This is a genomic window from Emticicia sp. (assembly GCF_043780375.1).
GTDB lineage: Bacteria > Bacteroidota > Bacteroidia > Cytophagales > Spirosomataceae > Emticicia.
The window spans coordinates 1-25,863 of record NZ_JAYWCU010000289.1 but is presented as its reverse complement, the minus strand read 5'-3'; the positions used below and the strand labels follow the sequence as shown (position 1 = coordinate 25,863).

Annotated in this window: 27 protein-coding genes; 13 read left to right on the top strand and 14 right to left on the bottom strand. The window is 36.6% G+C overall.

What is annotated here, in order from left to right:
- The 12 genes from ACH2CJ_RS21230 to ACH2CJ_RS21175 all read right to left on the bottom strand — a co-directional run.
- A partial coding sequence (locus ACH2CJ_RS21230; RefSeq protein WP_394996421.1) for a hypothetical protein occupies positions 1-499 on the bottom strand: 499 nt, incomplete at its 3' end.
- A complete protein-coding gene (locus ACH2CJ_RS21225) occupies positions 492-773 on the bottom strand; it encodes a hypothetical protein (RefSeq protein WP_394996418.1) in 282 nt (93 codons plus the stop codon). The genes ACH2CJ_RS21230 and ACH2CJ_RS21225, both read right to left, overlap by 8 nt.
- A gap of 43 nt (positions 774-816) precedes the next feature.
- Positions 817-1,104 carry a DUF86 domain-containing protein gene (locus tag ACH2CJ_RS21220; protein ID WP_394996415.1) on the bottom strand — a complete coding sequence of 96 codons (288 nt, stop codon included), beginning with the start codon at positions 1,102-1,104 and terminating at the stop codon, positions 817-819.
- Positions 1,097-1,402 (bottom strand): nucleotidyltransferase family protein, encoded by a 306-nt coding sequence (locus ACH2CJ_RS21215; RefSeq protein ID WP_394996412.1) that lies wholly within the window; start codon positions 1,400-1,402, stop codon positions 1,097-1,099. Before ACH2CJ_RS21215 ends, ACH2CJ_RS21220 begins: the two co-directional genes overlap by 8 nt.
- A gap of 25 nt (positions 1,403-1,427) precedes the next feature.
- Complete coding sequence (locus ACH2CJ_RS21210; protein ID WP_394996410.1) at positions 1,428-2,621, bottom strand: MFS transporter; 1,194 nt, start codon at positions 2,619-2,621, stop codon at positions 1,428-1,430.
- Positions 2,622-2,783: 162 nt separating this feature from the next.
- A complete protein-coding gene (locus ACH2CJ_RS21205; protein WP_394996408.1) occupies positions 2,784-3,554 on the bottom strand; it encodes a ThuA domain-containing protein in 771 nt (256 codons plus the stop codon).
- A 170-nt stretch (positions 3,555-3,724) separates the two neighbouring features.
- Positions 3,725-4,903 carry an acetyl-CoA C-acyltransferase gene (locus ACH2CJ_RS21200; RefSeq protein WP_394996406.1) on the bottom strand — a complete coding sequence of 393 codons (1,179 nt, stop codon included), beginning with the start codon at positions 4,901-4,903 and terminating at the stop codon, positions 3,725-3,727.
- A 45-nt stretch (positions 4,904-4,948) separates the two neighbouring features.
- A complete protein-coding gene (locus tag ACH2CJ_RS21195; protein WP_394996404.1) occupies positions 4,949-5,308 on the bottom strand; it encodes a four helix bundle protein in 360 nt (119 codons plus the stop codon).
- Positions 5,309-5,427: 119 nt separating this feature from the next.
- The gene (locus tag ACH2CJ_RS21190) at positions 5,428-7,836 is read right to left on the bottom strand and encodes a 3-hydroxyacyl-CoA dehydrogenase/enoyl-CoA hydratase family protein (protein WP_394996403.1); all 2,409 of its coding nucleotides are present in this window, start codon (positions 7,834-7,836) and stop codon (positions 5,428-5,430) included.
- A gap of 62 nt (positions 7,837-7,898) precedes the next feature.
- Positions 7,899-8,570: a transposase gene (locus tag ACH2CJ_RS21185; RefSeq protein ID WP_394996401.1), complete on the bottom strand. Its 672-nt coding sequence runs from the start codon at positions 8,568-8,570 to the stop codon at positions 7,899-7,901.
- A 40-nt stretch (positions 8,571-8,610) separates the two neighbouring features.
- Positions 8,611-8,928 (bottom strand): glyoxalase, encoded by a 318-nt coding sequence (locus tag ACH2CJ_RS21180; protein WP_394996398.1) that lies wholly within the window; start codon positions 8,926-8,928, stop codon positions 8,611-8,613.
- A gap of 77 nt (positions 8,929-9,005) precedes the next feature.
- Positions 9,006-9,497: a DUF4442 domain-containing protein gene (locus tag ACH2CJ_RS21175; protein WP_394996396.1), complete on the bottom strand. Its 492-nt coding sequence runs from the start codon at positions 9,495-9,497 to the stop codon at positions 9,006-9,008.
- A 261-nt stretch (positions 9,498-9,758) separates the two neighbouring features.
- On the opposite strand from ACH2CJ_RS21175, the gene ACH2CJ_RS21170 reads away from it, so the two are divergent.
- From ACH2CJ_RS21170 to ACH2CJ_RS21155, 4 genes are all read left to right on the top strand, one after another.
- Positions 9,759-10,625 carry a cupin-like domain-containing protein gene (locus ACH2CJ_RS21170; protein ID WP_394996394.1) on the top strand — a complete coding sequence of 289 codons (867 nt, stop codon included), beginning with the start codon at positions 9,759-9,761 and terminating at the stop codon, positions 10,623-10,625.
- Complete coding sequence (locus ACH2CJ_RS21165) at positions 10,622-11,206, top strand: 5-formyltetrahydrofolate cyclo-ligase (protein ID WP_394996392.1); 585 nt, start codon at positions 10,622-10,624, stop codon at positions 11,204-11,206. The genes ACH2CJ_RS21170 and ACH2CJ_RS21165 overlap by 4 nt, the downstream gene beginning before the upstream one ends.
- 140 nt (positions 11,207-11,346) lie before the next feature.
- Positions 11,347-12,339 carry an aspartate-semialdehyde dehydrogenase gene (locus ACH2CJ_RS21160; protein WP_394996390.1) on the top strand — a complete coding sequence of 331 codons (993 nt, stop codon included), beginning with the start codon at positions 11,347-11,349 and terminating at the stop codon, positions 12,337-12,339.
- Positions 12,340-12,452: 113 nt separating this feature from the next.
- Positions 12,453-14,492, top strand: coding sequence for a penicillin acylase family protein (locus ACH2CJ_RS21155; protein ID WP_394996388.1), 2,040 nt, complete (start codon positions 12,453-12,455; stop codon positions 14,490-14,492).
- A gap of 99 nt (positions 14,493-14,591) precedes the next feature.
- Here ACH2CJ_RS21155 and purB read toward each other — a convergent pair whose 3' ends face one another.
- A complete protein-coding gene (purB, locus tag ACH2CJ_RS21150) occupies positions 14,592-15,935 on the bottom strand; it encodes an adenylosuccinate lyase (protein ID WP_394996386.1) in 1,344 nt (447 codons plus the stop codon).
- 97 nt (positions 15,936-16,032) lie between these two features.
- Here purB and ACH2CJ_RS21145 point away from each other — a divergent pair, with 97 nt between their 5' ends.
- From ACH2CJ_RS21145 to ACH2CJ_RS21105, 9 genes are all read left to right on the top strand, one after another.
- Positions 16,033-16,746 (top strand): MIP/aquaporin family protein, encoded by a 714-nt coding sequence (locus tag ACH2CJ_RS21145; RefSeq protein WP_394996383.1) that lies wholly within the window; start codon positions 16,033-16,035, stop codon positions 16,744-16,746.
- 69 nt (positions 16,747-16,815) lie between these two features.
- Positions 16,816-18,708, top strand: a complete 1,893-nt coding sequence (locus ACH2CJ_RS21140) for a beta-N-acetylhexosaminidase (RefSeq protein ID WP_394996380.1) — start codon at positions 16,816-16,818, stop codon at positions 18,706-18,708.
- A gap of 371 nt (positions 18,709-19,079) precedes the next feature.
- Positions 19,080-19,781: a phosphoribosylformylglycinamidine synthase subunit PurQ gene (gene purQ / locus ACH2CJ_RS21135; RefSeq protein ID WP_394996378.1), complete on the top strand. Its 702-nt coding sequence runs from the start codon at positions 19,080-19,082 to the stop codon at positions 19,779-19,781.
- 6 nt (positions 19,782-19,787) lie between these two features.
- Positions 19,788-20,405 carry a uridine kinase gene (gene udk / locus ACH2CJ_RS21130; RefSeq protein WP_394996376.1) on the top strand — a complete coding sequence of 206 codons (618 nt, stop codon included), beginning with the start codon at positions 19,788-19,790 and terminating at the stop codon, positions 20,403-20,405.
- 131 nt (positions 20,406-20,536) lie between these two features.
- A complete protein-coding gene (locus ACH2CJ_RS21125; RefSeq protein ID WP_394996374.1) occupies positions 20,537-21,346 on the top strand; it encodes a hypothetical protein in 810 nt (269 codons plus the stop codon).
- 82 nt (positions 21,347-21,428) lie between these two features.
- Entirely contained in the window at positions 21,429-22,727 is a 1,299-nt protein-coding gene (locus ACH2CJ_RS21120) for a DASH family cryptochrome (RefSeq protein WP_394996372.1), read from the top strand.
- Between the two features lie 184 nt (positions 22,728-22,911).
- Entirely contained in the window at positions 22,912-23,493 is a 582-nt protein-coding gene (locus ACH2CJ_RS21115) for a LemA family protein (RefSeq protein ID WP_394996370.1), read from the top strand.
- Between the two features lie 82 nt (positions 23,494-23,575).
- Positions 23,576-24,010, top strand: coding sequence for a TPM domain-containing protein (locus ACH2CJ_RS21110; protein WP_394996368.1), 435 nt, complete (start codon positions 23,576-23,578; stop codon positions 24,008-24,010).
- 145 nt (positions 24,011-24,155) lie between these two features.
- Positions 24,156-24,905 carry a TPM domain-containing protein gene (locus tag ACH2CJ_RS21105; RefSeq protein WP_394996366.1) on the top strand — a complete coding sequence of 250 codons (750 nt, stop codon included), beginning with the start codon at positions 24,156-24,158 and terminating at the stop codon, positions 24,903-24,905.
- A 237-nt stretch (positions 24,906-25,142) separates the two neighbouring features.
- On the opposite strand, the gene ACH2CJ_RS21100 is transcribed toward ACH2CJ_RS21105, so the two are convergent.
- Positions 25,143-25,679, bottom strand: coding sequence for a hypothetical protein (locus ACH2CJ_RS21100; protein ID WP_394996363.1), 537 nt, complete (start codon positions 25,677-25,679; stop codon positions 25,143-25,145).
- Between the last annotated feature and the right edge of the window lie 184 nt (positions 25,680-25,863).

Below are 25,863 nucleotides of genomic sequence, written 5' to 3'. Positions count from 1 at the left end.
TGGTAAAATCACCACCAATGATGACCTTTCCGTCCGCAGGTTGAACCAGCGTTGTGTGGACGGTGTTATTGGCTCCAGGCAGGGTGTTGTTGGGGGGATCAGTTTGCTCTTGATTCGCTGGGTTAAAAGTTCGATCGGCCGCACCGGCGGGTTGCTCCCCAATTTCAACAAAACCATTATTGACACGCATGCCTTGAAACTGATCCGCAAGAATGTTGAGGTGCGCGGTATTATTGACACCGATAAAACCAGTATCGCCAGCCTCTTGCCAAAGCTGAACTACCATGTCCTCAGAAAACTCTACCCTATCGTCATTGATAATAGGAATGATGGCTGGCTTCCAACCGACTTCAGTTGCACCCCAATTTAAGGTGGCAGGAACGGCCGTATCAGGACCGACGTATTCACGCCAGATTCCGGTGAAAGGTGGACGAAAATCCGAGTAAGGTGTGGCATATTCATTGCCAGCATCAGCAGGGAAAAAATTATCCTTATCCAAACTTTACATAAGTTTTTGTCTTTCCTGCCGAAGTTGGTAATTCGAACGGTTTTCCCTTGGTCGGAACAAATTTACATTCGACTTTAAATTTCTCGTTGGGTTCATAAAAACGCAAATATTTAAAATCTTCCTGTTTCAAAGGAGAATTGGCTGACTTCAAAAATTCGGATTTGTATTCTTCTCGGTGTTTTTCTATTTCTGCCTTAAAATCTTGTGCGAATGTACCGAATGAGAAGGTAAAGAAAATAATATATAAGAGGCTATTTTTATTCATTAGTCATGAGTTTTTGGAGTTCAGTTTTTAATGGTTGGAGATGTCACTGAACAATATTCCAAATGATGGCATTATCAATGGCATCGTAAGCATGAATGATTCGGTTACGCATATTGATTAGATTTTTGCCATTCTCAATTTTGAGATTTTCATCAAATTTTATTACACGATTCATTGCTTCACCCGCAATTTCTATTTCTCTTTCAACGGAGCGTCGCAATTGCTTATTTTGTTCGTAATAAATAAAACTACGATTTTCGCCCAAATATTCATCAATCGAATTAATGGAATCAATAATATCTTGCAGACACTTTTTTACTTCATCACTCATAGATTGGCGTTTTTGTTTTTTCAATTACCTTCCGAAAAAAAGGGTTTTGTATCGTTCTATCAGTAACTAAATCTATGTTTCGTCCTAAAGTTTTGGATAGTTGTGATTCTAAACTAAAGTAATTATCAGCATAATCATCAAAATACAAATCATCAAATGAGATTATAAAATCAATATCACTTTCACTATCGAATTTATCAGTACAAACCGACCCAAACGCATAGAGTTGCTTCACACGATGTTGCTTACAAATTGCAACAACTTCGGGTAGCTTATGTTGGAGAATTGGATGTAACATAAATAGATTTTGATTAAAAATTATTCTATTGAGCAATTGGCCTAACAGTTTTGGCTATAAAAATACTGAAAAATATCATAATTATAGCAAAATAACCCACATAAGGATAATTTTCGAGGTATCCTGAAGCGTTTTTGTGAATAATAAAACCACCGATATTTGTAGCAATTGCTTGAGCAAAAAGTTGTACCGAAGAGTTTATAGCCATAAAACTGCCTCTTTGTTGTGGCGTAACAACACTCGAAATAATGGCTTGGGTAGGAATCAAACGACCATTTGAGAAAACAAAGAAAATACCTGCAATAACCAAAACGCCCCACAAAACGCCCGAAAACATATTAGTTATCAGGAAAATAGGAATCATGGAAAGAAAAGCAAAAATTACAAAAACTGGATATTTACCCTTACGGTCAGCCAATTTTCCGACCATTGGGGCTGAAAATATTGTTAGTAAACCACCGACGAAATAAATCAAGAAAATATTGTCTTGACTATAACCGACATTTGCCACCAAAGTTGGCGAGATATAAGGAATTATACTAAAATGACCAAGCATAATGATGGTCGAAAGCCCCAACGCTCGCAATTGATTAGGGTTTTTGGTAATATCGGTAATTACAGCAAATGGACTTTGCTTTGGCTGACGATTTTTTAGGTGTTTATCTAAAGTCGGAACGTATTTGTAAATCAAGAAAATAACAATGATACCTAAGCCACCAAGCACCAAAAATGGCGAATGCCAACCAAATTTAGCTGCTAAAAATAGTCCCGAAGGAATACCAACTACGGCAGCTAACGAAAAGGCGGTTGTAATAAAACCCATTGCAGTTGCACGTCGCTCATACTCAAAAGTATCGGCTACGATAGACATTACTTGGGCTCCAATTAAGCCACCAAATGTACCAGCAATGGTACGAGTCAAAATCAAAATCTCGTAAGTAGGAGCAAACGCACAAGCAATTGTACCAGCTACAAAACCTATATAAGCAAAAAGTACCACTTTCTTGCGGTCGTAATTATCAACAAAAAAAGCAGCTAAAAAACCCGAAACACCTGCACTCAAACCGTAAGCCGACACCACAAAGCCAAATTGACGAGGAGAAATGTCAAAAATCTCCATTAGTTGAGGCCCCAGAGGCATCATTATCATAAAATCTATGATATGCGTGAAATTAATACAAGCAAGAATAAAAAGGAGTAATTTTTCTTTTTGAGTCATTCGGAAAAATGAGAATTGTACTATTTTTCAACGAAAGAGAAAGTAAAAAAATTCCTTTTTATCTTAATGTCAGAGCGGGAAAATCAGAAAAAAAGCCTCTTTTCAAGTCGAAAAGAGGCTTCAATATAATTGAAAAGAGTATTTGTCAATTCTCCATTAAAATCACATTCCTTTACCAGTTGCCGCCCAGTAAATACCGCCATAAAGATGATCAAGGAAGGTTTGGTCGCTATAAACCAATGGAATATGTCCTAATCCAGTATAAAATGCACGACCACCATCATAATTGTGGTACCACGAAATCGGATGGAAACCCATGCCTTTTCCTTCATTTTCTCCCCATTTAGTAGCAGGATTATAAGATTTTTCATCAATCGAAATTAAAACCTTCAAATCATTTGCAAGCGAAGGTGTCTTAAATTCGTACCATTCGTCTGTCCAAAGTAATTTTTTAGGGAAACGCTCCATTCCTGGAAAATTGCTGTCTTCTACTTTCAAATACGCTGTTTGTTGTTGTGGGTGAATCTTGAAATAATTTCCGACCAATTTGCCATACCAAGGCCAATCGTATTCTGTATCGGTGGCACTGTGAATACCTACAAAGCCTTTTCCTGCCTTAATAAATTTTTCAAAAGCGACTTGTTGTTCTTCATTCAAAATATTTCCAGTAGTATTCAGAAAAATAACTGCTTGATACTTTTCTAAATTTTTGTCGTTGAATACAGAAGCATTTTCTTGCCAATCGACACTAAAAGTATGTCTTTGTGCCAGTTGTTTAATGGCAATTACACCCTCATTGATAGACTCATGGTGAAAACCGTCGGTTTTAGAAAAAAGTAAAACTCTAAATTGCCCTTGAGCAAATGTTGAAATAGAAAAAGCAAATGTTACTAATAAGAATAACATCGCTTTTTTAAAAAAGACTTGTTTCATAGTTCTGATTGTAAAGGTTGAATAAATAGAGAAAATTAGTAGTGTCAAAAAAACACTTCTTAATGAAACAAATGTAGGATTTTGAAATTTATCAACCAACAAAGAGGGGATATTTAAACTATAAGTATAGCTTAAATATCCCCCAAAGTATTTTCAACCCAACACTTGTATTAGTTCAAAAACTCATAAATCCCTGCCACACCTTGTCCACCACCCACACAGGCGGTTACCATACCGTATTTTTTGTTTTGACGGCGAAGTTCGTTGATAACTTGTACCGATAACCTTCCGCCCGTTGAACCGAGAGCGTGACCGAGGGCGATTGCTCCACCGTTTGGGTTGATTTTGCTTGTATCCAAGCCCAATTCTTTGATAACTGCCAAAGATTGAGCAGCAAAAGCTTCATTCAATTCAATAATATCAATATCATCTTGTTTCAAACCTGCTTGTTTCAAGGCAATCGGAATAGCTGCAACTGGGCCAACTCCCATGATGCGAGGCTCAACTCCTGCCGTAGCATAAGCCATCATACGAGCGATTGGTTTTAAGCCTAATTCGTTTACCATTTTTTCTGACATTACAATTACGAAAGCGGCACCGTCAGATGTTTGTGAAGAGTTTCCTGCTGTAACACTTCCACCCATTGCAAAAACGGGACGAAGTTTTGACAAAGCCTCAACGCTCGTTCCTTCACGTGGACCTTCATCTTTTGTTACCACGTATTCTTTATTTTTCTTCTTGCCCGTAGCTTCGTCGAAATACGTTTCTTTTACTGTAATCGGCACAATTTCAGCATCAAATTTACCTGCTGCTTGTGCGGCCAATGCTTTTACATGAGAGTTGTACGAGAAAATATCTTGCTCTTCACGAGTAACATTAAATTGTTGAGCGACTTGCTCGGCCGTTAACCCCATTCCGATATAATAATCTGGATGGTGCGAAGCCAAACCATAATTCAATGCCATTTTCCAACCTGTTGTTGGTACCATCGACATTGATTCTGTGCCACCTGCTACGATACAATCTGCCATTCCAGCACTAATTTTTGCTGCTGCCATTGCAATTGTTTCAACGCCTGAGCCACAATAACGATTGACAGTTACTCCTGCTACTTTTTCTCCTAAAGCCAAAAGCGAAATGTAACGAGCCATTTGCATTCCTTGCTCAGCTTCGGGAACGGCATTTCCTACAATTAAATCATCTACACGAGCAGGGTCGAGGTTTGGCACTTGTGCCATGAGATGTTTGATTACATCAGCCGCCAAATCGTCGGGGCGAGTAAAGCGAAAAACTCCTTTGGGTGCTTTGCCGACTGCACTGCGGTAGCCAGCTACTATATATGCGTTCATTTTTTATTAGAGATACGAGATTTGAGATACGGGATACGAGAAAAATTAATTTCCAAATTTTCTCTGTAAAGAGAAAATAATCTTTTGGATAGACATTAATTGGTTCGACATATTATCCAAATCAGTTGTTGAAATAAGATTTAATTTTTCAGCTAAAATTAGCTGGGTTTCTAATTCGTAAGATGAACCGAGTGCAATTCCAAGAAAACGAGAAAAGTCTTGGTTTGAATTTCTGCCAGAACCTTCTGCAATATTAGATGGAATAGAAACAGCACATCTTCTAATTTGACTTGTTAAGCCCCATTTTTCGTCGGTTGGAAAGATTGATGTTAAGTCATAGACCTCTTTTGTAAGTTCAATTGACATTTGCCAAACTTTCAAATCTTTAAAATTGTGAGCTGTCATTTTTTAGATACGAGATTTGAGATAGGAGATGTTGGATATGAGATTCAAAAGTTAGATTTTTAAGAGATAAAAAATGTAAAAATAATAATTCTCGTATCCCGTATCTCCAATCTCGTATCTCAGTTACGAGGCGGTTTTCCACCATTCAAAAGTCCTTGCATACGCTCCATTGTTTTTTTCTCAGCACAAAGCGATAAAAACGCTTCACGCTCCAAATCCAATAGATATTGCTCAGAAACCATTTGTGGATAACTCAAATCTCCGCCCGAAATTACATAAGCCAATTTATCAGCGATTTTAGCATCGTGTTCGGTGATGTATTTGCCCATCAACATTCCTGTAATACCTGCTTTGAAAAGTGCAATTCCTGCTTTTCCTTGTACTTTGATGTCGGTGCGTTGCTTTGGTTGGGTATAACCTTCTTCCGCTAATTTAATGGCTTCTTCTTTGGCTTCGGCAATCAAACGACTTCTGTTCAGCACAATTCTATCTTTATTGGTTTTCAAATAACCCATGTCAAACGCTTCCTGTGCCGAAGTTGAAACTTTAGCTTGGGCAATATTCATAAAGGCATTTTGAAGAATATTTAATTCTGGGTCGCCCGATTGGTATAAGTCTGAACAACGAAGAGCCATTTCTTTCGTTCCGCCACCTGCTGGAATCAAACCAACGCCAAGCTCAACCAAACCCATGTAGGTTTCGGCGTGAGCAACCACTCTATCGGCATGAAGATTCAGCTCGCAACCGCCACCCAAAGCCAAACTATGGGCAGCCGTAACAACGGGAATTGACGAATATCTTGCACGCATCATCGTTTGTTGGAATTGTGCAATCATCATATTAATTTCGTCGTATTCTTGCTCAATGGCAAACATAAACAACATCGCCAAGTTTGCACCTGCCGAAAACGCTTCGTTTGAGTCGTTTCCTACAACTAAACCTCTGAAATCCTTTTCGGCAATGGCATACGCTTTATTTAAGCCTTCTACCACTTCTGCCCCAAAAGTATTCATTTTTGAATGAAATTCTACGCCCGCAATGCCATCACCCAAATCAAAGATTGTTGAACCTGCATTTTTCCAAATCACGTTAGTTTGACGAAGATTATCCAAAATAATAAATGACTCCGTTCCTGGAATGAGTTTATAGGTTTTTGTAGGAATGTCATAATATTTACGTTTTCCTGCCTCAACTTTATAGAAAGTTTCGTTGCCCGATTCCAACATTTCATAAACCCAAGCCGCTGGTTTTTGGTCTAAATCTTCCATGATTTTTATCATCGGACGAACCCCTATGGCATCCCAAGTTTCAAACATTCCCATTTGCCAGCCAAAACCTGCACAAATAGCGGCATCAATTCTATATAATTCGTCCGAAATTTCTGGAATACGGTTCGTTGCGTAGCGGAAACCGTCAGCAAAAGTTTTGCGGTAAAACTCGCCTGCTTTGTCTTTTCCTGCTAAAAGTACCGAGAAACGTTTTTTCAAGTCGTCGATACTTTTTGTACTTTCTAAGGTTGCAAACTTAACTTTCTCGGAAGGTTTGTATTCAAAACTCTTTAAATCTAAGGCTAAAATAACAGTTTTGCCATTCTCGTCTTTCGTTTTTTTATAGAAGCCTTGACCAGTTTTATCTCCGAGCCATTTGTTTTCCATTAATTTTGCCATTGTTGTCGGCAAAATGAAAGCGTCTTTCGATTCGTCGGTTTCTAAAACATTTATTAAATTATTGCAAACATTGACAGTTGTATCCAAACCAACAACATCTGACAAACGGAATGTTCCAGATTTTGGACGACCAACAACGGTGCTTGTCAATTTATCAACTTCTTCTACCGTCAAGTCCATTTCTTCGGCAACTCTGATGGTTTGTACCATGGCATAAATCCCCAAGCGATTGGCAATAAATGCGGGAGAATCTTTACACAAAACGGTCGTTTTTCCAAGATACAAATCGCCGTAGTGCATCAAGAAATCAACTACTGATTTGTCGGTTTTGTCGGTAGGAATGATTTCCAATAAACGCAAATAACGTGGAGGATTGAAAAAATGAGTGCCACAAAAATGTTTTTGGAAATCTTCCGAACGTCCTTCTGCCATCAAATGAATCGGAATTCCCGAAGTATTTGATGTAACCAAAGTTCCTGCTTTTCGGAATTTCTCTACTTTTTCGTAAATAATTTTTTTGATGTCGAGACGTTCCACAACAACTTCAATAATCCAATCATAAGCGGCAATTTTAGGCATATCGTCATCGAAATTACCCAATTTTACTCGACTTAACGATTTTTGACTATAAATTGGCGAAGGACTTGCCTTTACCGCCGCTTGGAAAAGTTCATTAACAATTCGGTTACGAACAGCTGGTTGAGCAGTGTCTAATCCTTTGGCTTTTTCGGCGTCGTTTGGCTCTTTCGGAACCATGTCGAGAAGTAGCACCTCAACTCCGATATTAGCAAAATGCAAAGCAATACGGCTTCCCATAATGCCCGCACCTAAAACAACTACTTTTTTGATACTACGATTCATGGTTTTGTATTTGATTTTTCTTTGTAGAGTCAGATTAGACAACTTTCAAAAAGTTGTCTAATCTACACTCCGTCAATTTTAAAATTCTTAATGTTATCTAAATTCTGATTTTCTGTATGAAATTTCATATACTTTTCTTTATTTCCAAACCATAAAATCACTTCTTTCTTCATTAACTTGGTTGGTTTATCATCTAAAACTCGGTGGTATGAACTCCATTTGTAATGCTGAAAGTCTGGAAATACGCTATGTTTTAGAGGGTTTGAATGAATATAGTAAACCATATATTTTAAGTATTCATTATTATCAATCCAACTTCTTTTGAATGGCGTTTGAAAAAGCGTTCCAACTCTACCATGTTGTTTATTGAAAGCCATTGAGTATGATTGAAAAAACTTTTGAAATTGATGACTAATGATATCTGAAGGCTTCTTATCTTCAAGATTTGACAAATTTTCAAAAGTTGTCAAATCTAATTTTGCTTCTTCTAATTTTCGGAATTTTTCAAGAATGCTCTCCCAAGGCTTTACAAATATTAAAAGATGAAAATGGTTGTTTAATGAGCAAAAGGCATAAGTATCTATATAGTTCGATAAATATTCATCATATTTTCGCAAGAAAAATTCATAATTACCTTGATTTAAAAATAAGTCTTGTTTACCAACAGTTCTGTTATAAACGTGATAATAGCAGTTGGGTTCTAATGGTGTATAATAATCTGACGTTTTTGCCATAATCTTCGGTGCTTTAGATTTGACAACTTTCAAAAAGTTATCAAATCATTTGGCTCTGTAATCTTTTCACAAGCATAGTAATTATTCTGCGATTCAGCTCGGTTTCCATTGCTATGAAAACTTGGTATTGTTCGACCGAAAGTTTGCCGATTATCGTTCCAACAAAATAGTTGCGTAATTGTGCGTCTTTTTTGATGGTATTTTCTATATAATTGGCTTGGTCTTGGGGTGAATATCGTTCAAATAAAATCTTATGTTTTACTAAATAATGCTTAAAAATATTGACCAATAAATCGTTTTGTTCTTTTAAAATTGGTCTTAAAAACTCATTCTGAAAACTTTCTTCGTTTGAAATCATATTTTAGTCGATGGTCAATAAACCACTGTTTACAGTTTTAGTAAAATTTTGTAATGAAGTAAATAACAATCGACAAATCATTTTTTCTTCAAAACCCACGCCCAAATCATTTCTGCTATAACCACTTCTTCTTCCGTTTCATCGGTGATTTTTACCGATACATTTACTTCGCCTTTATCAGTTTCTCGAATTTGCTTTATTTGCGGCTCAGTAAGTGTCGCAATTGCATTTTGTTGACCTTGACTACGCTTGATAAATTTCACAGAAAGGTTTTTCATCAAAGGCAATTTTTCATCAGGAATATTCATGCCGACAACCATTCCAGAAGCTGTTTCAGCTAAGAGAGTGGTAGCTGCGGCATGAACTTGTCTGATGTGGTTTTGTACTTTTGGCTTATTTGGAAGTGTTACTGCGACTTCATTACAGGTCATTTTTTCAAAATGTATGCCTGCTGTGCCAACAAATTTTACAAATCGGCCAATGGCATAATCACGCACCCAACTTTGCATAAAAGTAGGTACTTTTTGCAGATTTGCTAAGGTTCGGTTGAGGTTATTATGGTATTCCATCGCTCAATGTTTTGGCATTTAAGATTTGGTAGAATTGTTATGCAAGCATAATTTTTTGACAAATATACAGCAAACATATTAGTATGCAAGCATACTAATATAAAATTTGTTTTATCAAGAATATCTATTTAAAAAATAGATATTTCAACTTGCTTTTACAATTTGAAACCAATTTTTATTTTTAGTCGTTTTTTTTGAGGGAAAGTCAATTTTAATTGTCGTTTGCCCAAGAATACTTCACATAAACTTAAATTTTTAGATATGAAATTATCACCCATAGAGCGACGAAGTAATTTGAGTCGAGAAGAATTTATTGAAAGTTATTTAAAGCCCAAACGCCCAGTAGTTTTCACCAATTTAGTAAAAGATTGGCCTGCTTTAAATAAATGGACTTTTGATTGGTTACGAAATAATTACGGCGATTTGGAGGTGCCATTATTTGACAATCACATCCATGATACCAAAAATTATTTTCAAGCAGCCAAAACAATGAATTTTGGTAAGTATCTGAGTTTAATAGAGCAAGGACCAACAGATTTACGTATTTTCTTGTTTGATATTTTTAAGAAAGTGCCTGAATTGGCCAACGATATTCGCTTTCCGACCATCATGGATGGTTTTTTGAAAAGCTACAAGTTTATGTTTTTTGGTGGGCAAAATTCGGTTGTAAATCTACATTACGACATGGACTGCTCCAATGTTTTCTTAACGCAATTTCAAACTCGCAAACAAGCAATTTTGTTTGCCCCTGACCAAAGTACTAATCTTTATCAACATCCATTTACAGTACAAAGCCACGTAAATCCATTAGCTCCTGACTATGAACGCCATCCTGCAATGAAAAGTGCCGTTGGTTATGAAGCAACTTTTGGACACGGGGAAACGCTTTTTATTCCGTCGTTATGGTGGCATTATATCAAATACGTTGACGGTGGATTTAGTTTAGCTTTACGAGCCAATGACTCTATCTTTACCACAGCTCGTGGCGGTTGGAATGTAGTAAGGCACACGTTGATAGATAAGGGCATGAATAAATTGATGGGTGAACAATGGAAAGAGTGGAAAGAGAAAAAAGCTGTTGAAAATGCAAATATTAATAAAGTAAACGAAGTCTTGGAAAAAGTATGATTCAGGTCTCAAAACAAGATTTAAGAAAAGAATTCTTACGAAAACGAAAAGCCCTCACCGAACAAAAAGTTGAGGGCTTTTCTAAAAAAATACATGACTGGTTTTTCAGAAATATTCCAGTTCATGCTTACGCTACAATTCATACCTTTCTTCCGATAAAACGTAATAATGAGATTGATACTTGGTTGATAATTAATACTTTACAAAAAGATTTTGCTACAAATATTGTTATTCCCAAAAGCCACGAAGATGGTACAATGACTAATTACTTGTTGACAAAAGAAACAATTTTTGAAGAAAATCAATGGAAAATTCCTGAACCGAGCTCAGTCGACAGTATTCAGTCATCAGTTGCCGATATAGACTTAGTTCTCATTCCTCTTTTGTGTTTCGACAAAAAAGGCTATCGTGTTGGCTACGGAAAAGGTTATTATGATAGGTTTTTGGCCAATTGCCGACCCGATGTTTTGAAAATTGGACTTTCAATTTTTGAACCCATCGAGCAAATAAAAGATGTTGATGCTTACGATATTCGCCTTGATTTCTGCATCACACCAAATAAAATTTGGCAATTTTCATAACTTTTGTACTATTCCAAGATTATTGAACCAATTTTTAGTTTATCTTTGCACTTTTAAGTTTTCTGCCCCAGAAAACTTAAAGTGTTTTTATTTTAACTTAAAAATCACCTCCTTTAGGGGCTGGGGGTGGATTCAAAAAAATGAAAATTGCAGTAGTTGGTGCGACAGGCTTAGTTGGCACCGAAATCTTGAAAGTATTGGCGGAAAGAAATTTCCCCGTTAGCGAAATTATTCCCGTTGCTTCCGAAAAATCAATTGGTAAACAGGTTGAATTTAAAGGTAAACAGTTTACGGTAGTAGGCTACGAAGATGCCATCAAGATGAAACCTGCGGTTGCGATTTTCTCGGCAGGTGGAAGTTCTTCATTAGCTTTAGCTCCGTTATTTGCAGCGGCGGGTATTCCTGTTATTGATAATTCTTCGGCTTGGAGAATGGACCCAACTAAAAAGTTGATAGTTCCTGAAGTAAACGCAAACACGATCACGGCAGCAGATAAAATCATTGCCAATCCAAATTGCTCAACAATTCAAATGGTAGTGGTGATGAAGCCATTACATGATAAATATAAAATCAAACGAGTGGTTGTTTCAACTTACCAATCGGTAACTGGAACTGGTAAAGCAGCGGTTGACCAACTTTTTGCAGAACGTGCTGGCGACGATAGCGTTGCGAAAGTATATCCGCACAAAATTGACCTCAACGTATTGCCACACATTGATGTTTTCTTGGATAATGGTTACACCAAAGAAGAAATGAAAATGGTGAATGAAACCAAAAAAATCATGGGTGATGATAGTATTGCTGTAACGGCAACGACGGTGCGTATTCCTACAATTGGTGGTCACTCTGAGGCTATAAATATTGAGTTTGAAAATGATTTTGATTTGGATGAAGTTCGCCGACTTTTGAGCGAAACCGAAGGTATTATAGTACAAGATGATCCTAAAAACTTTATTTATCCAATGCCAATTACCTCGCATGGAAAAGATGAGGTTTTTGTTGGACGTATCCGTCGTGATGAATCTCAGAAAAACACTTTGAACCTTTGGGTTGTAGCTGACAACCTTCGTAAAGGTGCTGCTACCAATGCTGTTCAAATTGCTGAATATATGTTGAAAGCAAATTTATTGTAAAACAACTTTCTGAGTTGTTAGTTTTGAAAGGGAGGACATTTAAAATGTCTTCCCTTTTTTAGTTTTAAATTTATACTTTTGTGATAATCAAGCAATTACAATTCAACCTCATAATGAAAAAACTATTCTTCTGCTTATTTTTCAGTCAACAATTATTCGCTCAAGTAAACCCCGATAATATCAAAATTGCCCGTGATAAATGGGGTGTTCCACACATTTTTGCCAAAACTGATGCCGAAGTTTCTTACGGTTTAGCGTGGGCAAATGCCGAAGATGATTTCAAAACCATGCAACTAACAATGCTTGCAGGAAAAGGAATGGTTGGCAAACTAAAAGGCAAAGACGGAGCTTCAATTGATTACGTTGTAGCACTTTTGCATTGTCGAGAAGTGGTTGAAGAGCAATACGAAAAGACACTTTCGCCCGAATATAAGGCACTTATTGAAGGATATGTGGCCGGAATAAATGCCTACGCTGCCAAACACCCCGAAGAAATTTTGCTGAAAGGTTCGTTTCCAACCAATACCAAAGAATATATGACGAGCATAGTTTTATCGCTTTCGGTGATTTCGGGTGTGGACGGCGTTTTACAGAAAATTTTTAGCGGGAAGATAAAAACTTTAGACGATTTTAAAACTGGTGGCTCAAATGCTTTTGCTATCAGTAGTTCAAAAACAACCGATGGAAGTGCTTATTTGGCAATTAATTCGCATCAGCCGCTCGAAGGGCCAGTGGCTTGGTACGAGGCTCATTTGTGCAGCGAACAAGGTCTGAATATTTTGGGTGGACTTTTCCCTGGTGGGCCTGTGGTTTTTCATGGAGTGAATGAAAACCTGGGTTGGGTTCATACGGTCAATTATCAAGACAAAATTGATATTTTTCAATTAGAAATGAACCCAAATAACAAAAAACAGTACCGTTTTGATGGAAATTGGGAAACTTTGGAAGAAAAAACAGTTAAGTTGAAAGTAAAAATTGGAGCTTTTATATTGCCTATTAAAAAGGCTGCTTTGTGGAGTAAATATGGAGCTACGGTTCAGACCAAGCAAGGCACTTTTTCGATAAGATTGGGAGCAAATAAAGATATTCGTGGCGTTGAGCAATGGTACAGAATGGACAAAGCCCGTAATTTTTCGGAGTTTTATAAGGCAATGCAAATGACGGCTATTCCAGGTTTTAATACCATTTATGCCGACAAGCACGACACTATTTTTTATGTCAGCAATGGCAAAATTCCTGTGCGTGAACAAGGCTACGATTGGCAAAACATAGTTCAAGGGAATACCTCAAAAACCCTGTGGACGAGCTTTCATCCACTGAAAGATTTGCCACAATATCTCAATCCTGCGAGTGGATATTTGGTAAATACCAATCACACACCTTTCAATGCTACGGGTGAAAAAGATAATTTACAAGCCAAAGACTTTGACCCAACGATGGGTTATGAAACTAAAAACAATAACCGAAGTATTCGTTTTCAAGAGTTGATTTCAAAATATGAAAAACTTTCTTACGAAGATTTTAAGCGAATAAAATACGATAATCAATTGCCAGAAAAATTACAGTATCCGATTGAAATTGAGGCTTTATTTCAACTAAATTCTACAGAAAACGCTGATATTCAATCACTTATAGAAACATTGAAGTCGTGGAATAGAAAAGCGGATGTTGATAGCAAAGGGGCTGCGATATTTTTGATTGCCTTAAATTATTTCAGTGAAAAAGCACAAGAAATTAGCAATGGAGTTTCGAAAGAAGAAAGTATTGCAGCACTTCGACACGTAAATACTTACATGAAACAATATTTCGGAAAAACTGATATTACTTTGGGTGATTTGCAAAAACTGGTTCGTGGCAATGTTGAAAAACCAAGTTGGGGTTTGCCCGATGTAATTACTGCGATGCACAGCAAACCTTACAAATATGGAAAATTGAAAGTAATGGCGGGCGAATCTTATATTGAATTAGTGAAATTTCCGAAAAATGGCTTGCCCGAAATAGAATCAATAACAAATTTTGGTGCTTCGGGTCATGCGGATAGTCCACATTACACCGACCAAATGGATATGTTTCTGAACAAACAAACCAAAAAAATGACGCTTGATAAAGCAGAAGTGCTGAGAACAGCGGAAAGGATTTATTCGCCGAAATAGCTATTGCGTGAATTTTGAATGAGTGAATGATAGAATACATTTTTGTGAGCGTTTTATTCTATCATTCATCAATTCTATCATTCAAAATTCACTCATTGCCTATATTCCAGTATAATTAAAAGGCGTAATACGGCGAAGTTCATATTTTACTTTTTCGCCAATATCGAGTGTATCAATAAAATCTTTGATGCGTTTTTCGGTGATTTTCTCATTTTTACGAGTCAATTCTTTTAAAGCCTCATAAGGTTTCGGGAAGCCTTCACGGCGTAAAACTGTCTGAATTCCTTCGGCAACAACCGCCCAGTTTTCTTCTAAGTGATGATCAATGGCTTCTTGGTTAAGCTCTAATTTACCCATTCCTTTCAACAAAGAATTTAAGGCTATAACAGTATGACCAATCGGAACGCCCAAATTTCTTAGCACAGTCGAGTCAGTCAAATCTCTTTGTAGGCGAGAAATTGGCAATTTTGCTGAAAAATGTTCAAAAAGAGCATTGGCAACACCCAAATTTCCTTCGGCATTCTCAAAATCAATCGGATTTACTTTATGTGGCATTGCCGACGAACCAATTTCGCCCGCTTTTATTTTTTGCTTGAAATAACCCATCGAAACGTAAGTCCAAACATCACGAGAGAAATCAATCAAAATTGTGTTGAGACGTTTGAGATTATCAAACATAGCCGCCAACATATCATAATGCTCAATTTGTGTAGTTTTTTGACTACGAGATAAACCAAGATCATTATTAATAAAATCATTGCTAAAACTCACCCAATCAGTTTGTGGATATGCCACGTGATGAGCGTTGAAATTCCCTGTTGCACCACCAAATTTTGCCGCATACGGAACCGTTTTTAGCATTTCGATTTGTTTTTCGAGTCTTTCACAGAAAACTAAAATCTCTTTTCCTAAGCGAGTTGGCGATGCAGGTTGTCCGTGTGTATGTGCGAGTAAAGAAATGTCTTTCCATTGCTCTGCCAAATCATGAAGTTTTACTAAAACGTCATTAAAAACTGGCAAAACTGCTACATCCATTGCTTCTTTTAATGACAATGGAATGGCTGTATTATTAATATCCTGCGAAGTAAGTCCAAAATGAATAAACTCCGAATGTTGCCCAATTCCCAAAACTTCAAAAGCATCTTTGATAAAATATTCAACGGCTTTTACATCGTGGTTGGTTGTTTTCTCAATTTCTTTGATTTTGAGAGCATCGTCTTCTGAGAAATTCTCATAAATCTCACGAAGATTTTTGTACAAACCTTTGTCGAAACCTTCAAGTTGAGGCAAAGGCAAATCGCAAAGAGCAATAAAATATTCGATTTCGACTCTAACACGGTAATGTATCAGTCCAAATTCAGAAAAATATTGTGCAAGATTTTCGATTTGTCGGCGGTAACGACCATCAACAGGAGAAATAGCAGTAAGGGAGTTCAATATCATAATAGTTTATTAAATCACAAAGTTAAGTCTATTGTGTGTTCTGACAAAATAAATTAACTTGCCAAACAATTTCAACCCTAAAATAAATATAACCTCAATGCAAACCTCAAACTTTATTGGTGAATTACTTGGTACGCTTGTACTTATCTTACTCGGCAACGGTGTTGTTGCCAACATCTTATTAAAAGGTTCAAAAGGAGAAAATGGCGGCTGGATAGTTGTAACTGCGGGTTGGGCTTTCGCCGTGATGTGCGGCATTTTTGTTGGTCAAAAATTTGGTAGTCCCGATGCACATTTAAACCCAGCAGTTACGGTAGCAATGGCAGTAAAATCTGGCGATTATTCAAATGTACTTCCTTTTATTTCGGCTCAGTTAATAGGGGCATTCTTAGGTGCAACACTTGTTTGGTTGGTATATTTGCCTCATTTGGCAATTACCGAAGACAAAGGAGCAAAATTGGGTATTTTTGCAACTGCCCCAGCTATTAGAAACCCAGTCGCAAATATTATTTCAGAAGCAATCGGTACAATGGTTTTAATTATTGTTTCGGGTTCTTTTTCAGCTAATCTTCCTGCTGGATTCGCTCCATATTTAGTTGGTATGTTGGTATGGTCAATTGGCCTGTCTTTAGGTGGGCCTACTGGTTATGCTATCAACCCAGCTCGTGATTTAGGCCCACGAATTGCTCATGCTATTTTGCCAATTTCGGGCAAAGGTAATAGCGATTGGGCGTATGCGTGGGTTCCTGTGGCGGGACCAATTGTTGGTGGAGTGTTGGCTGCATTATTTTTAACGGCGTTCAATATTTAGCAAACAGGTTTTCTTTTTTGCGACTAAATGAGTTTTCTTTAATACGAAACTTCACAATAATCACCCAATATGAAAAAACTAATTGTTGTATACTTTTGTCTTGTTTCAACTGCTTGGGGACAGAATATTTATAGTATTATTCCTCAACCTGATTCGCTTGTAGCGAAGAGTGGAGCATTTGTAATAAACAATGAAACACGAGTAATTTTGCAAACCAACGATGCCCCAACAGCGGCAGTGGCAAAGTTATTAACCAGTCAAGTTACCTTAACTACAGGAATGAAACTTTTTACTGAGGTTTCTTTACCTAAAATCACTAAAATTGACCCTAAAACTAAAAAAGTCATTCCTGTTGCTTCATTAACCAATGTGATTTTGTTTGCAAGACCAACAAATCCGATGCCAGAAGATAATTATGAACTTTTGGTAGAGCCAAATCTCGTAACAATTACCGCAAGTGCTTCGCAAGGGTATTTTTATGCTCTTCAAACAATTTTTCAGTTGCTTCCTCCTGAAATTTTTACATCCAATAAAGTAACAGGACTTCAACTAGCAATGCCTTGTGTGAGTGTTATTGACAAACCTCGCTACGAACATCGGGGGCTAATGCTTGATGTGGGAAGACACTTTATGCCCATTGCATTTATAAAAAAAACAATTGATTTATTGGCAATGCACAAAATGAATGTGCTGCATTGGCACTTGACCGAAGACCAAGGTTGGAGAATAGAAATATTGAAATATCCACGATTGACTCAAATTGGCTCGGTACGTGCCGAAACCGTTGAGGGTAAAATGTCTTATAATCAGCCACTTAAATTTGATGGAAAACCTCATGGTGGTTTTTATACACAAGATGAAGTAAGAGATATTGTGAAATATGCTCAAGAAAAATACGTGACAATTATTCCTGAAATTGAAATGCCGGGACACGCACTCGCTGCTTTGGCGGCATATCCCGAATTGGGTTGTTCGGGTGGCCCTTATGGCGTGGCAAAAATTTGGGGAGTAATAGAGGACGTTTACTGTCCAACTGAAAAAACATTTAAGTTTATCGAAGATGTTTTGACTGAAGTGATAGAGCTTTTTCCAAGTCAATACATTCATATTGGCGGTGATGAATGTCCAAAAACATCATGGAAACAAAGCAAATTTTGTCAGGATTTGATGAAAGCACAAGGGTTGAAAGATGAACACGAGCTTCAAAGCTATTTTATCAAACGAATTGACAAGTTTTTGACCTCAAAAGGAAAAAAATTGATGGGTTGGGATGAAATTTTAGAGGGTGGACTTTCGCCAAATGCCACAGTTATGTCTTGGCGAGGAATTCAAGGAGGTATTGAAGCAGCGAAGCAAAAGCATGATGTTGTTATGACACCAAGCTCACATGTTTACATAGATTATTATCAATCACATGCTGCTTTTGAGCCATTAGCTATTGGTGGGTTTTTGACTTTAGAAAAAGTTTATTCTTATGAACCAACACCTGCCGAACTTAAACCAGAAGAAGCTAAGCATATTTTAGGGTCACAAGTAAATCTTTGGACTGAATATGTAGAAACACCCGAACAAGCCGAATATATGGCGTTTCCACGAGCTTGTGCATTGTCGGAAGTGACTTGGACACATTCAAATAATAAGAATTTTACTGATTTTGGACGTAGATTGGAAACACATTTCAAACGCTTGGATATACTGAAAGTAAATTATGCCAAAAGTATCTATGACATCAAAGAAACATATACTCCAAACAAAAATACACAAACAGTTGAGGTAAAATTAGAGCCTTATATAAGCGATGTTCAGGTACGTTATTCACTTGATTTTAGTAAACCGACAGCCAATTCTCCTGTTTTTGTAGGTAATCAAACATTTAATAAATTGACTACTATTAGAGCTGCAACTTTCCGTAATGGTCAGCAAATTGGCAAAGAGTTTAATAAAACTTATAGAATGCCATAGAAGTAATTTTGAAGCGGTTCACCGCCCATTTAGAATGATTGAATGATAGAATATAAAGCAATAAGCAATTAAATGATATTGGCTAATTCGTTTATTCACTCATTCTATCATTAGATTCATAACCATAAATTCACCAAAGCTGCTTTTACCCATGTTTGCCCAAATTAGGTAAAGCCCAACGAACCAAAACAGTAAAATAAGCTTGTTTTTAGGCGTTTTTTCGCAGATTGACATTTTTATCGGCAATTTCATAAATATTTTATAAACAATCCTAAGCCTTTTCGTAATTTTGTATTTTCCATTCACAATAAAAAACTAACTCCAGCAATAATCCCTCTTCAGGGGGCTTAGGGGTGGTCTTACTAAATTATATGAAATTCGGCGTAGTAGTATTTCCAGGTTCAAATTGCGAAGACGATACAGTTTTTGCTCTCCGACATAACCTCGGACAAGAAGTAGTAAAACTTTGGCATAAAGACCACGACTTACAAGGTTGTGATTTTGTGATTTTGCCAGGAGGCTTTTCTTACGGCGATTATCTCCGCTCTGGAGCAATTGCCCGTTTTTCACCTATCATGAACGAAGTTGTTGCTCATGCCAATCGTGGAGGTTATGTGATGGCCATTTGTAATGGTTTTCAGATTATTGCCGAAGCGGGACTTGTACCCGGGGTTTTGTTGAAAAATATTCGCCAAAAATACATTTGCCAAAATATTTATTTAAAACCTCAAAGTAAGTCCGCAATTCTGACCGCTGGCTTGGAAGACAAAGCATTCAAGATTCCGATTGCTCATGGCGATGGTCGTTATTTTGCTGACGAAGATACACTCAAAAGTATTAACGACAACGACCAAGTGCTTTTCCGTTATTGCGATGCGTTTGGAAATATCACTGCAGAAGCCAATCCAAATGGTAGTCTTGAAAATATTGCGGGCGTAACAAATGCTGGAAAAGCGGGTCGCCGCCCGAACGTTTTTGGCATGATGCCTCACCCCGAAAGAGCTTCTGATGAGGCTTTGGGTAATATAGACGGGAAATTTATTTTGGAACAAGTTATAGCAGTGTTGGTTTAGACAAAAATGATGAAACCTTATATCGTTGGCATCACGGGCGGGAGTGCGTCGGGGAAAACCTTCTTTTTGCATCAATTATTGGAAGCCTTTTCAAAGGAAGAAATATGCCTTATTTCGCAGGATAACTACTACCGTACGCAAGAATTTGTGCCGAAAGACCAAAATAATGTTGAAAACTACGATTTGCCCGCAGCAATTGACTTTGAGTTATATGCCCAACATATAGAAGATTTGAAAAATGGAAAAATTGTTGAGCACAAAGAGTATGTTTTTAATAATCCAGATGTTGTTCCTAAAACTCTGACATTTAAGCCAGCCCCAATCATTGTTGTAGAAGGAATTTTTGTTTTTCATTCACAAGAAGTTTCAAGATTGCTCGATTTAAGGGTTTTTATTGATGCAAAAGAACATGTCAAAATAAAGCGTCGTATTATCAGAGATAATAATGAACGAGGATATGACTTAAATGACGTGCTTTACCGTTGGGAAAACCATGTAGCTCCTACTTATGATAAATTCATTGAACCAACCAAATACGAAGCCGATATCATCATCAATAACAATACTCATTTTGAAAAAGGATTGGCGATTCTGACTGCTTTTTTGAAATCTAAATTGGTTTAGTACGATGGCTTTCCTAACTTGTAAAAGCGAATAGCTTGAAATGACGCACAAGGAAAGCCATCGTATATAATCAGGCACGTTTTTTGCTGTAAATTAAGTGTTTAGCTATCGAAAAATCAAAACAAACACTTATGAAACGCATCATTTCCTTCGCTTTTATTGTAGTATTTGCGGGAGTAACTTCTTGTAAAAAAAATAAAAATGATGGAGTAACACCTCAACAATTAGAGCAATTGGCAAAGTGTCCGCTTAAAAACGTTAACTCTGCCACAGGCACCCCGCTATTTTCTTTTGAATATACCCTCAGCCGAATCAAACGAATCATTAACAAAGAGGGCGAGGAGGTAGCTATAACATTTACTTATAATATTAAAAATCAAATTGAAAAAATGGAGATTGTTACTCCAAGACCTGACGAAACCTATACCGTCTTTTTTCAATATGATGCTTCGGGTAGAATCATAAAAACAAAAACTTTGGTGAAAGGCTACGAATTTCAAGTGAATGATTTTGTTTATTCTGGTAATAAAATCACGACAATTAATACGAATTTAGATATTTTTGGCTATAAAATTAAAGGAATTTCAAGGGTTGATTATGTGGGTGAAAACGTGTCGAAAGTTTATACCAAAATTGAAGGGGAACCAGAGTTTCTGACTTTCGAAGGCGTAAGTTATGACAACAAAGCTCAGTTTTATCCAGATGGTTATCGTACAATGGCATTAGGATTTGTTGGTTTAGCCAATAATTTCTTTGCTTTTTTTGGTAAAAATAATCCAACCTCTATAAAAATTTATGATGATAATGGCAAACTTGATGAAGTTGCCGATATTACTTACGAATACAATAAAAATAGTCTGCCATTAAAAGCAACAAAGACCGTTACAAAAGGAGCAAAGAAAACAGTTGAGAATGTGGCATATCAATATATTTGCAATTGAGTTTAAAATACTCTATCGCTTTCATAAATAAAGTCCTAAGAAAAACCGTTAATTTTGCAGCAACATTCTATAATTCGATTTTATGCAAAATATTATTTTCTGGTTCAGAAACGACTTACGACTACACGACAACGAGGCATTATTGAAAGCGACAAAAGCAGGAAATATAATTCCAGTTTATGTTTTTGATGAACGACAATTTAATAAAACAGCTTTAGGTTTTAAGCGAACAGGGGCATTTAGAGCAAAGTTTTTGTTAGAATCTGTTGAAGATTTACGAAATAATCTCCGAAAAATTGGCTCTGATCTAATCATACGAGTTGGAAAACCAGAAGAAATCTTAGCAAAAATGGCCGATGAATGGCAAGCCGCCGCCGTTTATGCCAGTAAGGAAGTTACGCAAGAAGAAACTACTGTTGAGGCAAAACTTTCAAAGCGAATTAAGCCACTTAATATCGAAATAGAGCTAATTTGGATAGCAACACTCTATCACGCTCGTGATTTGCCTTTTCAAATCAATTTTATACCCGATGTTTTTACCGAATTCAGAAAAAAAGTTGAGCGTTCGGCAAAAATACGTGCCATATTTGATGCTCCAATAGTGCTTCCAAAAATTGAAAAATCAATAAAATTAGGCGACATTCCTACCTTAAAAGACTTAGGTTTTGACGAAGAATTAAAACATGACTCACGAGCTGTTTTAGATTTTAAAGGAGGCGAAAGCAATGCGTTGAGCAGACTTAATGACTACATTTGGCAAAAAGATTTGTTGAAAACTTATAAAGAAACCCGTAACCAACTTATTGGAGGAGATTATTCATCAAAATTTTCGGCTTGGTTGAGTGTGGGTTGTATTTCGCCTCGCAAGATTTATGAAGAAGTAAAAAAATATGAAAGTGAAGTGCTTTCAAACGATTCGACCTATTGGTTAGTTTTTGAATTGATTTGGCGAGATTATTTTCATTTTATTGCCTTAAAATTTGGTACAAGAATTTTTAAAACAAGTGGAATTAAAAACGATTTGTTGCAAGAATGGAAACGTGATAAACCAAGTTTTGAAAAATGGGTCAATGGCGAAACGGGTGTGCCATTTGTTGATGCCAACATGAAGGAATTGCAATTAACAGGCTTTATGTCGAATCGTGGACGACAAAATGTGGCGAGTTTCCTAACTAAAGCTTTGGGCATTGATTGGACTTGGGGAGCAAGTTATTTTGAAAGCCAATTAATTGACTATGATGTTTGTAGCAACTGGGGCAACTGGAATTATATAGCAGGTGTAGGTAACGACCCTCGTGAAGATAGGAATTTTAACATTGCTCGCCAAGCTGATATGTATGATAAAAATGGCGACTATGTAAAACTTTGGCTGTCGGAATAGTTTTATAAAATTTCAAATTTAATGCTAAAAGCTTCCAATTTTCTTAAAATTGCAAATTTCGACATCAAATTTGTCCGCTTGCTTAGGTTTTAATCCATTTATAACATTTAGCCACTTGCATATTATTTCCAAATCATTACATTTGAACAAAAATTTAACCAATAATAAAAAACGCATTAAAGAAATGAACAAAAGCACACTCATCATCGTTGGTATTTTACTAATTTTTGGTATGTACGGATGCAGCTCATACAATGGCTTAGTAGGTAAAGACCAAGATGTAAAAGGTAAATGGGCAAATGTACAAACAGCTTATCAACGTCGCTCTGACTTGATTCCAAACTTGGTAAACACTGTAAAAGGTGCTGCCGATTTTGAAAAAAGTACACTTACAGCAGTAATTGAAGCTCGTGCCAAAGCTACCGCAGTAACACTCAAAGCTGATGATTTAACTCCCGAAAATATTCAAAAATTTCAAGCAGCACAAGATCAATTAAGTGGTTCGCTAAGCCGATTGTTGGTTTCTGTTGAAAAATACCCAGATTTGAAAGCCAACCAAAACTTTCTGGAGTTACAATCTCAGTTAGAAGGAACAGAAAACAGAATTGCAGTAGCTCGAAATGATTTCAATGGCTCTGTGCAAACATATAATGCTTCGGCTTTAGCGTTTCCAACAGTTATCTTTGCAAAAATATTTGGTTTTGCTGAAAAAGGCTTCTTCCAAGCGTCAGATTCTGCTCAAGCAGCTCCGTCGATAAAATTCTGATAAATTTTGTAGGTCATTTTTCTCCGTAAAGATGTTCGTCTTTACGGAGAATTCTACGTCAATATTTAAAATTATCTCAAAAATGTTTTTTTCAGAAGCTGAAAAGGAAAAAATTGTTGCTGCCATCACGCACGCAGAACAGAATACTTCGGGAGAAGTAAAAGTTCATGTGGAAGAACTATGCACTGGAAAAGACCCGTTTGAGCGAGCCAAAGAAGTATTTCTTTATTTAAGCCTTCATAAGACTGCTCAAAGAAATGGAGTGCTGTTTTACTTAGCTCATGGCGACCGAAAATTTGCAGTTTTGGGTGATATTGGTATTGATAAAGTTGTTCCAGCTAATTTTTGGGAAAGCACCCGTGATACGCTCCGTATGTATTTTTTACAAGGAAACTTTAGTGAAGGTTTACAAATGGGTATCAAGGAGGCAGGTTTTCAATTGAAAAAATACTTTCCTTATCAGAAAGATGATATGAATGAAATTTCAGACGATATTTCGACTGAGCCAATACCATAGTCTAAAAATTTACGAATTACAATTTACGAAAAAAGTAATGCGTTGATAATCAGATATTTGTATCCAAAGTAGTATACCATAATTCGTAATCGGACGGGCAACCCCGTCGTAATTCGTACCTCGTAAATCGTAATTTTCCTTCTCAATGTTCAAGAAACTTTTCATATTTCTATTTTTCCTTCAAAGCATTGTTTTTGCACAGGATATTCCTCAAAAGCCTAATCCTGCACGATTAGTCAATGATTTTGTAGGAGGACTATTGAATCAAAGCCAAATAGACCAATTAGAGCAGAAATTAAGAGCCTATCAAGACTCAACTTCTACGCAAGTGGCTATAGTGATTGTAAAAAGCGTACAACCTTATGATATTAGCGAATATGCCGTAAAACTCGGCAGAGATTGGGGTATTGGGCAAAAAGATAAAAACAATGGAATTTTACTTTTATGGGCTCCAGGCGATAGAAAAATTTATATTGCCACTGGCTACGGTGCAGAAGGAGGCTTAACCGATGCTCGCAGCAAACGTATTATAGAGCAAACAATAAAACCATATTTCAAGCAATTACAATACTACGAAGGACTTAATGCAGCAGCCGATGATATTATCAAATACCAATCAGGTGAGTTTAAAGCAGAGCCTTCTACTGACGATGAAGGTAGTGGATGGATTGGTTTCATTATCATTGTGATTATTATTGTAATCATTCTGTATATAATAGGAAAACGTAGTGGTGGTGGTAGAGGTGGTCATGGAGGTGGTTTGATTCCTTTCATCACATACACAAGCTGGGGAAGCTCGTCAGGTGGCTGGTCTGGTGGTGATAGTGGCGGCGGCGGCGGCTTCGATTTTGGTGGTGGAAGTTTCGGCGGTGGCGGTGCTGGTGGAGATTATTAAGACAATGATAAAGATATAAAAAAATATAAAAAACGCATCAGGTAAATTTACTTGATGCGTTTTTTATAGATACCTGATAAATATGTATTATTAGTAAATTACTTTTCAGACTAAAATTATCGAGCTGAGCGAAAAAGACTTCGGAGAAGTCTGACGTTGGTAGAAAAAACAGGAGATATTACTTTTCGACTTCAGCGAATTTGCACTAAGTTAACAATCGTACATATTGAGTTTACATTATTTTCCAATGATCCCAATTACCTTAAAATCCCTTTTTTTTCCTATAAATAATTCTTGCCAACCTTCAATTTGGTAGTTTTCTAACTGTTTTTTGTTTAAATCCATCGAGAGATTCTTCTCAGATTTGTACAAATAGTTTTCTACTTGCATCAATGCCTCAATGTGTTTAGGCGATTTTTCTTCGTCAAATTCAATTTTTAATGTTTTTACAATCAATTTTTCGCCCTTTTTTAACTGATAAATGACTACGTTTCGTGTGCTATCTTGCGTATAACTCAACTGATACGATTGCTTATTGAGGTCGGCTTGCAGAAAAAGTTCGAGTTCTTTTTTCCAATCAATATCTTTGGTTTGGATAGTTTCTGTTTTATTGCCAATCAAAAGATTTTTTTGTATAAGTGTCTTGTTGTCAGTCAGTTGCGAGATTTGTTGATTGATAAATCCTGCTAAATCGTAATAATATTTGGGAGAGTTTTTGTTGCTAGATTCGGTACATCCAGCCAATATTATGCTAATGAAAAGAAGTTTACGCATGAGAAACTGATGGATAATATAAAAAGGATAATGCTAAAAATAGCAAATATAATTTAAACTTATTACTTAAGCACTTAATTAAAATTAATCGTGTATTTGTGTTTTACTTGTGATAGAATCTCATCAACCGCATTTTTGATGGTATCAGCAGTTTTATAATGCTCAATTTTTATCCACAAATGTT